The organism is Cobetia sp., assembly GCF_983723665.1.
The window spans coordinates 1-6669 of the sequence record NZ_CFDJES010000050.1 but is presented as its reverse complement, the minus strand read 5'-3'; the positions used below and the strand labels follow the sequence as shown (position 1 = coordinate 6669).

Sequence of the window (6669 nt, the reverse complement as noted above, 5' to 3'; positions counted from 1 at the left end):
ACCACCGCCATCCAGCTGTGCGGGCTGTTCGGGCATCCGTGCTTCGTGACCGTCGGCAGCCAGGAAAAGCTGGAGACCTGCCTGCGCCTCGGCGCGGATGCCGGCTGGAACCGCCACGATGGCAGCTTCGTGGAGGCCGTGAACGACTGGGGCGGCGCCGACATGATTCTCGACCCGGTGGGCGGCGGCTATCTGGCCGACAATCAGCAGGTGCTGAAGCAGGATGGCCGCATGGTATTGATCGGCCTGATGGGCGGGCGCATGGATGAGCTGGATCTGGGTCGCATGCTGATGAAGCGTCAGCGCCTGATCGGCTCGACCCTGCGTTCGCGCTCCCCCGATGGCAAGGGCATGGTGCTGGATGCGCTCTACGTGCATGTGTGGCCACGCCTGGCACGGGGTGAGCTGCGCCCGCATATCGACAAGAGCTGGCCGATCCAGGAAGCCGATGCCGCGCATGCCTATGTGCAGGACAACGCCAGCACCGGCAAGGTGTTGCTGGCGGTGACGGGCGCCTGAGCCTCGTCATGGCGCTGATGACATCAGCAGCATGAAAAAGCGGCAGCCCAGTGGGCTGCCGCTTTTTTGGCTTTATTGGCGCTATCTCGTGCTCGCTGCTCCGCCTGACAACACCTGACCTGACAACACCCCGCCTGACAACAGTGTCGCTCATGCCGCCAGGCGTAGACCCCGAGGCACCTGGCAGAGGCTTATTCGCTGCGCCCGATCGACTGGGCTTTCTGCCAGGTGAGTTGCAGCAGACGGGCGTCGTCTCCGGCGCGATGGCGCTGGATGCCGCCCTCGGCGATCACCGCTTCCTTGAGCTCCGCCCAGCAATTCAGCTGCTCCTCATCGAGCAGCCGTCTGAGCGCCTCGAGACGAAAGCGCGGCAGCATGCCGGCATGATAGAACAGCAGCGAGAGCCAGGTATTGTCGTAGCCCCAGCTGTCGCTATAGGCGATTCCCGCCTCACCCAGCTCATCATTGACCCACTGCGCCACCTCACGCACTGGTCGCCCTTCGCGTGCCAGCCGCGCCCGTGAGATGCCATGCAACAGCTCCGCCTTCGGGTCCCAATGCACCCACTCATCAAGAGGCTGTATCAGAAAGGCGCAACTGCTGCCGTCGGCACGCGCCAGCCCGATCTCGATCGGATAGCTACCACGGCCAAAGCCGGAGGCTTCAATATCGAGCAGAATAGGCAGCGTCACACGAATCTCCCAAGGTATCTCAGGCAGACAGGGCCCGGGCGAGAAGAGGTTGAATGTCCTCAGGTTACGGGAATTGCCCCCTGCTTGGCGAGTCCTGAGCGCGACGCTGTCAACGCAGGCATCAGGTCGATCTGCTCCATCACGCTGGCATCACGTTCAAGAGACGCGCGCGGGAGGGCCAGAGACGACAACGCCCTCACGAAGAGGGCGTTGTCAGTGGCAGCGAGGGCAGTACCGCAGCTGGTACATCCGGTCAGTACATCAGCTCAGTGCAGGTCTGCCTCACCACCCGTGCGGGCGTGGGCTTCCCACTGCTCGGCCTTGTGCGGACAGACCGCCAGACCGAGGGAGCCTTCACGATAGGCACGCGCCAGGCGCTGGGCCGCGAGAGCATGGCGGCACTCGGCGGCACGTGCGTACCAGGTCACGGCCTTGGCCGGATCGCTCTGATACTGGGCACAGCCATACTCATAGATACGCGCCGCCTGATACTGGGCATGCACGTCACCGGCCTGCGCGGCCTTGATGACGAAACGCGCGCCCTTGGCCTTTTCCTGAGCGGAGTTGCCGCGCTGGAACAGCATGTGCCCGTACAATGACAACGCACCGGTGTGACCGGCATTGGCGCAGTGATTGAACAGACGCATGGTCAGACGATGCTTCTGCTGAGAGCCGGACAGCCAGGAGGCGTGGAACAGACGCTCCGCCAGGCGGTATTTCAGTCCAGTCATCAGGGTTGGGGCCTGCGGCATGACGAGTAACCTTGATACAGAATAAGAGGGGTGACGCCGTGTCCTGGCCCGATCCTGAGCCCGCGACGCTATTCTCCTTGCCAACACTGTCAGTTTGCCCTTGCGGGCGGCCTAGAAAGACTGCTCCCCTGACAGCGGGGCGCCAAGCATACTCGCGCAATCGGGGGGACTCAAGCCCGCCTTGTGGGTTTTTGTTACGCTGCTAATATGTGCGCCATCCTTGGGGTAAAGTACGCGCGCGAACCGCGCGCCACGCGCGTGCTGGAAGCACTCGTCCTGCCCGCTACATTGACACCTACCCGATAGGGGAATCCTGCATGCAACGTAGAGCTCTTGGCCGTACTGGCATCGACGTCAGTCTGCTATGCCTTGGCACCATGACCTTCGGCGAGCAGAACAGCGAAGCCGATGCCCACCAGCAGCTGGACCGCGCGCTCGACGCTGGCATCGACTTCATCGATACCGCCGAGATGTACCCGGTGCCCCCGAATGGCGAGACCCAGGGCCGTACCGAGGAATACATCGGCAGCTGGCTGGCGGCACGCGGCAATCGTGATCAGGTCAAGATCGCCACCAAGGTCACCGGCCCGGGCATGGATTACCTGCGCGGTGGTTCGCGCCTGACGCGTGAGCAGATCATCGCCGCCTGTGACGACAACCTGCGTCGCCTGGGCACCGATTACATCGACCTCTATCAGCTGCATTGGCCGGACCGCAAGACCAACTTCTTCGGCAAGCTGGGCTACCAGCCGACCGAAGACGAAGACATGACGCCGCTGGAAGAAAGCCTGTCGGCACTCGGCGAGCTGGTCACCGCCGGCAAGATTCGCGCCGTGGGTCTGTCCAACGAGACGCCGTGGGGCGTGATGCAGTGCCTGAACCTGGCCGAGCGCCTGAACCTGCCGCGCGTGGCCAGCGTCCAGAACCCGTACAACCTGGTCAACCGCAGCTTCGAAGTGGGCCTGGCCGAGTTCGCGCACCGCGAAGATGTCGGCCTGCTGGCCTACTCGCCGCTGGCCTTCGGCACCCTGTCCGGCAAGTATCTGGACGGCGCCCGTCCGGAAGGCGCTCGCCTGACGCTGTTCGAGCGCTTCCAGCGCTACAACGCCGAGCCGGCTCAGCACGTCATCGCCTGCTACGTGGACATCGCGCGTCGTCACGGCCTGAACCCGGCCCAGATGGCTCTCGCCTTCGTCAACACTCGCCCGTTCCTGACCAGCAACATCATCGGTGCCACGACGATGACCCAGCTGGAAAGCAACATCAAAAGCCTCGAGGTGGAGCTGAGTGAGGAAGTGCTGGCCGAGATCGAGATGATCCACAACACCGCGCCCAACCCGTGCCCCTGAATCGCCTCTGACCCGTAACGGATACACAACCCCGACAGGCCGGTCATCATGACCGGCCTGCTCGTGACCAAGGACCCCTCATGAATCCCGCTGAATTGAGCATGATCCTCATGGCTGTCGCCGCCGGTGCCATGATGCCGATTCAAGCTGGCGTCAATTCCACGCTGGCCCTGCAGACCCACAGTTCGCTCATGGCTGCCATGGTCAGCTTCGTGGTCGGCTCGATCGCGCTGGTCGTCATCGTGCTGGCCATGCGCCTGCCCATGCCGGGCGTCGGCGCTCTGAAAGCGGCCCCCTGGTGGAGCTGGACCGGCGGTCTGCTGGGCGCCTTCTTCGTCGCGGCCAGCGTGATACTGGTGCCCAAGCTGGGTGCTGCCACCATGATGGCCACCTTCCTGGCGGGGCAGCTTACGGCCTCGGTGGTGCTGGACCACTTCGGCTGGGCAACCTTCCCGCAGCATGATCTTTCGCTGGGGCGCGTGGCAGGCGTGTTGCTGCTGTTCGCGGGGGTCTTCCTGATCCGCCGCTATTGATGCCTCTGGCGTCACGCAGTGCAATCTATGGCCCCGATAGTCCTGGCGGACTCGGGGCCATCTTGTCTGCCTGATATACTGAGACCTTTCCCTGCCAGGAGGTCTACATGCTGAGTGTGATTTCGCCCGCCAAATCGCTGGATTTCGACAGCGCCCCCGTGACCTCCCGTCATAGCCAACCCGATTTTCTCGAGCAGGCTCAACCGCTGATCGACATCCTGCGCGAGCAGTCGCCGCAGGACATCGCAAGCCTGATGAAGCTCTCCGACAAGCTGGCCGGCCTCAATGCCGCTCGCTTCCAGGAATGGCAGCCGCCCTTCACGCCGGATAATGCCAAACAGGCGGTGCTGGCCTTCCAGGGGGATGTCTATCAGGGCATGGCGGCGGATTTGTTCAGCGAGGAAGATTTTGAGCGCGCACAACACAAGCTGCGCATTCTCTCCGGCCTCTATGGGCTACTGCGCCCGCTGGACCTCATCCAGCCGTACCGTCTCGAGATGGGCACGCGTCTGAGCAACCCGGCCGGCAAGGACCTCTACGCCTACTGGCGCAAGACGCTGACACCGGCACTGGAGCAGGCCGTCGAAGACAGCGGAACGCCGATACTGGTCAACCTGGCCTCCAATGAATACTTCAAGGCCATCGATGCCAAGGCGTTCCGCCACCGTATCGTGACGCCGGTCTTCAAGGACGAGAAAAATGGCCAGTCCAAGATCATCAGCTTCTACGCCAAGCGTGCACGCGGCCTGATGAGCGCCTGGATGCTCAAGCACGACATCGAGACAGCCGAAGACCTCAAGGACTTCGACGTGGCCGGTTATCGCTTCTCCAATGCCGCCTCTGAAGGCGATACGCTGGTCTTCACGCGCAGTGAGGCCGACGCGGCACGCACCTGATACGTGACCGCCGGGTCACTTGACGCCTCATCCGCCCAGCCCCGGGAAAGTCAGATGTTCTGCGGCACGCGGTTTGAGGTAACGGCGATGAATATCGCCGAACAAGGCGTGATCTGCACACCCAAGCCATTCATACGCCACCATCTCGGCACTGACGATACTGGCGCCCGCGGCCTCGCAGCGGGCCACTCCCAGCGCCGCCTCCCGCGGGCGGCGACTGGCGACCCCATCGGCGACCAGCGCCACGCGATAGCCTGCGCCACACAGGGACAGCACGGTCTGCATCACACAGACGTGCGCCTCGGCACCACATACCACCAACTGGTCACAGCCACTCTGCTCCAATGCCTTGCGAAAGTCCTGCGCATCCAGCGCGCTGAAACTGCGCTTGGTAAAGCAGCGGGTGCGCTCGCTCAGTAGATGCGTCATCGGAGCACTTGCGCCCAACTTGTCGGGGCAGTGCTCGGTCAGCCAGACGGGAATTTCCAGCGCCTGGGCGATTCCGCCCAGCCAGATGGCACTGTTGATGGCCTCGGTTCCGCCACTCAGAACCGGCATCAGGCGAGCCTGGAAATCGATCAGCAACAACAATGATCGCCTCGCCATCAGGTGTTGAGACTTTTCGTCGTCCATTGGTCCTCCCACGACGATTCTAAGGCTAGAATGGAGCTTCCACTTACACGCTAGCGCATCCAAGGAGATCCCACATGCGCCATCTGTTCATCATGCTGATGGTCGGCTTGCTCGGCTTCGGTCTGAGCGTCGAACACGCAGAGGCCAAGCGCCTCGGCGGCGGCAAGAGTTTCGGTAGCTACTCACGATCCGCTGACAGCGGAAAATCCTCCAGCTCACTGTTTGGCAGCAACAAGGCCACCAACAGCAGCACCGCAGCGAAGTCCAAACCCTCCAGCGGCCTGTCCAAGTTTGCCGGACCTCTGGCAGGCCTGCTGGCAGGCGGCCTGTTGGCATCGCTGTTCTTCGGCGGCGCCTTCGATGGTCTGCGCATGACAGACTTCCTGATCATCGCGGTGATCGCCTTCATCGCCTTCAAGTTCCTCAGCGCGCGCAAGAAGGCCGCCATGGCGAGCGGCGGGCCGGCAGGTAGTGGTGGTGGTTCCTCTACACGCCACGATGACCAGCCGCGCAATGTGCAGGCGCGTGAAGCGCATCAGCCGCAAGGCGAGTCGCTGGCTCCGGCCGGTGGTATCGGGGCAGGCCTGACAGGCGGTGCCCCGACCAGCGAACCGGCCTGGTTCGACAAGGAGCAGTTCCTCGGTGGCGCCAAGGAACACTTCATGACGCTGCAGCGCGCCTGGGACAACAACGACCTGCCGCGCATTCAGGAGTACGTCACGCCAGAGCTCTACAATCTGCTGCGTGAAGAGCGCGCTCAGCAACCGGCCAACAACCGTACCGAGATCGTGCGTCTGTTTGCTGAACTGGGCAGCGTGCAGGAGATTGGCAAGCAGGCGGAAGCGACGGTCCTGTTCCACGGCGTGCTGGATGAAAATGGCGAGCAGAACGAGTTCAACGAGACCTGGCACCTGGTCCGTGAGCTGCGTGATGGCGCCGACTGGCACATCCAGGGTATCGAGCAGAACAGCTAAGACGTTCCTCGCTCACTGATGTGACCTTCACTCCGTGAGGGCCACATCAGACGCCAAAGCGGCCGGATGATCACTCATCCGGCCGCTTTTTTGCGTCTCGCTGCAGATGACCTACCAGGGCTTTGCAACTGCTTGCCGAAGACCACAAAGACATCGCCCGAATGACAGGCATAAAAAAACCGGCCACTGGGGAAGTGACCGGCGGATAGGCTGCTCGACTGCAAGGCAGGAGCGCCAGATCGCAAAAAGTCTGCTGATGGGATAGCACAGACAAGTTTCTAAGCAAGGGAACGTCGAAACTCACATACTCAGAGTCGCCGA

8 protein-coding genes are annotated in these 6669 nt (G+C 62.6%); 5 read left to right on the top strand and 3 right to left on the bottom strand.

Translation table 11 applies throughout. The annotated features are described in order from the left end of the window. The coding region (locus AC4FAH_RS07025; protein WP_490245809.1) for a zinc-binding dehydrogenase at positions 1-519 on the top strand (519 nt) is incomplete at its 5' end. 191 nt (positions 520-710) lie between these two features. Here AC4FAH_RS07025 and AC4FAH_RS07020 read toward each other — a convergent pair. Together AC4FAH_RS07020 and AC4FAH_RS07015 are read right to left on the bottom strand one after the other, a co-directional pair. Beyond that, positions 711-1211 (bottom strand): 3'-5' exonuclease, encoded by a 501-nt coding sequence (locus AC4FAH_RS07020; protein ID WP_043336558.1) that lies wholly within the window; start codon positions 1209-1211, stop codon positions 711-713. Between the two features lie 266 nt (positions 1212-1477). Next, on the bottom strand, positions 1478-1963 hold the full coding sequence (locus AC4FAH_RS07015; RefSeq protein WP_043336560.1) for a tetratricopeptide repeat protein: 486 nt from the start codon (positions 1961-1963) through the stop codon (positions 1478-1480). 317 nt (positions 1964-2280) lie between these two features. Between AC4FAH_RS07015 and AC4FAH_RS07010 the strand changes: the two genes are divergently transcribed. The 3 genes from AC4FAH_RS07010 (at position 2281) to yaaA (ending at position 4741) form a co-directional block, all read left to right on the top strand. Then, positions 2281-3312 carry an NADP(H)-dependent aldo-keto reductase gene (locus AC4FAH_RS07010; RefSeq protein WP_043336563.1) on the top strand — a complete coding sequence of 344 codons (1032 nt, stop codon included), beginning with the start codon at positions 2281-2283 and terminating at the stop codon, positions 3310-3312. An 80-nt stretch (positions 3313-3392) separates the two neighbouring features. Beyond that, the gene (locus AC4FAH_RS07005) at positions 3393-3845 is read left to right on the top strand and encodes a DMT family transporter (RefSeq protein WP_043336565.1); all 453 of its coding nucleotides are present in this window, start codon (positions 3393-3395) and stop codon (positions 3843-3845) included. 107 nt (positions 3846-3952) lie between these two features. Then, a complete protein-coding gene (gene yaaA, locus AC4FAH_RS07000; protein WP_225347377.1) occupies positions 3953-4741 on the top strand; it encodes a peroxide stress protein YaaA in 789 nt (262 codons plus the stop codon). 27 nt (positions 4742-4768) lie between these two features. Here yaaA and AC4FAH_RS06995 read toward each other — a convergent pair whose 3' ends face one another. Then, on the bottom strand, positions 4769-5374 hold the full coding sequence (locus tag AC4FAH_RS06995; protein ID WP_225347378.1) for an isochorismatase family protein: 606 nt from the start codon (positions 5372-5374) through the stop codon (positions 4769-4771). Positions 5375-5448: 74 nt separating this feature from the next. Between AC4FAH_RS06995 and AC4FAH_RS06990 the strand changes: the two genes are divergently transcribed. After that, positions 5449-6348, top strand: a complete 900-nt coding sequence (locus AC4FAH_RS06990; protein ID WP_107335863.1) for a Tim44 domain-containing protein — start codon at positions 5449-5451, stop codon at positions 6346-6348. Positions 6349-6669: the final 321 nt, after the last annotated feature.

What these genes read in the sequence shown, in the direction of transcription:
- AC4FAH_RS07015 (WP_043336560.1), bottom strand. Translation starts at nt 1,963, where the DNA reads ATGCCGCAGGCCCCAACCCTGATGACTGGACTGAAATACCGCCTGGCG.
- AC4FAH_RS07010 (WP_043336563.1), top strand. Translation starts at nt 2,281, where the DNA reads ATGCAACGTAGAGCTCTTGGCCGTACTGGCATCGACGTCAGTCTGCTA.
- AC4FAH_RS07005 (WP_043336565.1), top strand. Translation starts at nt 3,393, where the DNA reads ATGAATCCCGCTGAATTGAGCATGATCCTCATGGCTGTCGCCGCCGGT.
- yaaA (WP_225347377.1), top strand. Translation starts at nt 3,953, where the DNA reads ATGCTGAGTGTGATTTCGCCCGCCAAATCGCTGGATTTCGACAGCGCC.
- AC4FAH_RS06995 (WP_225347378.1), bottom strand. Translation starts at nt 5,374, where the DNA reads ATGGACGACGAAAAGTCTCAACACCTGATGGCGAGGCGATCATTGTTG.
- AC4FAH_RS06990 (WP_107335863.1), top strand. Translation starts at nt 5,449, where the DNA reads ATGCGCCATCTGTTCATCATGCTGATGGTCGGCTTGCTCGGCTTCGGT.